Annotated in this window: 1 protein-coding gene; it reads left to right on the top strand. The window is 61.3% G+C overall.

Features of this window, described 5'->3' with window-relative positions; all coding sequences use genetic code 11:
- Positions 1-2,282 (top strand): gliding motility-associated C-terminal domain-containing protein (locus ACYVD4_RS31900; protein ID WP_460952495.1); only part of this gene is annotated, 2,282 nt, incomplete at both ends.

Genomic DNA, 2,282 nt, shown 5'->3' with positions numbered 1-2,282 from the left:
GCACTGCTGACCAACTCGACGCCCGTGATGCTCAACCCGCCACTGGATTCGGGACGGGTGGGGCAGAAGTTCTGCCATAACCCAGCCGCCTTCGATATCGACGGCGATAGCCTGGCCTTCCGGCTCAGTGTACCAAAAACATCGCCGACTCCCAATAGCTGTGTTGGACGTAACATCCCAGTTTACCAAAATCCGACGCAGCACAGTCGCACCAGTGAAACCGGCGGTACGCCCACCTTCTCCATCAACCCCGTTACCGGCGAGCTGTGCTGGGATGCCCCCGGTGAAGAAGGCCAGTACAACTTCGCCTTCATCATCGAAGAATGGCGAAACGGCGTGCTCATCGGCGAAATCACCCGAGACATGCAGATCATCGTCACCGACAACCCCAACAAACGACCCCTCATCAACCCCATTCCTGACTTGTGCGTCGAAGCCGGTACGTTGATCAATCAACCCGTCACAGCCACCGACCCCGATGGAAACCGGGTCATCATCAGCGGGTTTGGGGGCGTCTTTAACATTGGACAGGATCGCCAACCCCTCCCCGCCAACGAGTTGATTTCCCCCGCCTATGCCCGCCTGATCAACGGCGATACGCCACTGGCCCAGCCCGGCACGGCTACCTTTTCCTGGCAAACCAACTGCAATCAACTCCGGCAGGAGCCTTACGACGTTACCTTCAAAGTTACCGACGTACCGCCCTCCAGGCCTCCCGCTCCCGCTTACGCGCTGGTATCCTATCAGACCTTTCGGATTCAGCTCGTGGGGCCCTCCATCAAAGGACTCTCCGCCCGACCCACCGCCACCGCCAACGGACGGGCCATCCAGCTCGCCTGGACTCCCTACACCTGCGGGGCACCCGGCACCAAAATCTACATCTACCGCAAAGAGGGCTGTACCGATGCCCCCATCCCGCCCTGCACCACGGGCGTACCCCCGGGATACGTCAAAATAGCCGAGCTACCCCTAAACGCCACCACCTACACCGACACCAGCACCCTGCGTCGGGGCGTCAGCTACGCCTACCGCACCGTGGCCGCCTACCCCGACCGAAACGGCGGTAACAACGGCGGCCTCAGCATTGCCTCCGATCAGGCCTGTCTCGAACTGCCCCTGCTGGCTCCCGTCATCACCAACGTCACCATCGACTCCACCGGACCTCAGGGCAATACCCAACCCCGCATCACCATCAAGTGGACCCGTCCCATCGGCCTCCAACCCGGTGATCTGGGCGCCCCCTACCAGTACCGACTCCAGCGGGCCACCGATCTGGCCGGTACCAACTACCTGCCCGTGGCCACCATCAACACCAATCTACAGGCCAACGCCCCCGATACCCTCTACATCGACCGGGGCACCTCAGCCTCCGCCATCAATACCGTCGCCAATGCCTACCGATACCGCATCGAGTTCTACTACACCGGCACCGATGGACAGCTCACCCGGCTCGATGTGACCGAACCCGCTTCCAGTGTCAGGCTGGCGGCCACCCCCGCCAACCGACAGATCACCCTCACCTGGCAGGCCAACACCCCCTGGAGCAACGATGGACAGACGCACCACATCTACCGCAGCCGAAGTGGCCCCAATGGGCCCTTCAACCGCATTCGGGAGATTCAGGTGACTACCCCCACCTACACCTTCACCGACAACGGGGAGGACACCTTTCTGGCCGATGGCAACACCTCCCGGGTGCTCTCGGCCGACAGCAGCTACTGCTACCGGGTCATGACACGGGGTCGATACACCGACACCCAACTCAGCAGGCTGGGTATTCTGGAGAACTACAGTCAGGTGCTCTGTGCCCAGCCCGGCGACACCACCCGACCCTGCCCCCCCACCCTGCGGCTGGATAGTCTCAACTGTGCCAACCTGACCTCCGAGAGCTTCTGCGATCAGACCAGCTTTGCCAACAAGCTCAACTGGACTCCCACCAGCGGGCCCTCCTGCGATGCCAACATCGCTACCTACAAGATCTATTACGGGCGCTATCAGCAGGATTCGCTGCGAAGCCTGAGTGCGGTCCCCGCTCCGACCACTACGTTTGAGCACACCAACCTGAGCACCGTCTCGGGCTGTTACTACGTCACGGCGGTGAGCCAGCGGGGGCTGGAGAGTCGGCCTTCGAACGTGGTGTGCAACAATGCGTGTCCGTCGTTTGTGTTACCCAACGTGTTCACCCCCAACGGGGATGGCAAGAATGATGTGTTTACGCCCTTACGTTGTCCTCGATTTGTGGAGCAGGTCGCCTTTGTGGTCTACAACCGCTGGGGTTCGAA

This window comes from Spirosoma daeguense, from assembly GCF_054776875.1.
Note: the sequence above shows the minus strand (reverse complement) of the source record. Positions and strands in the feature narration are given on the sequence as shown.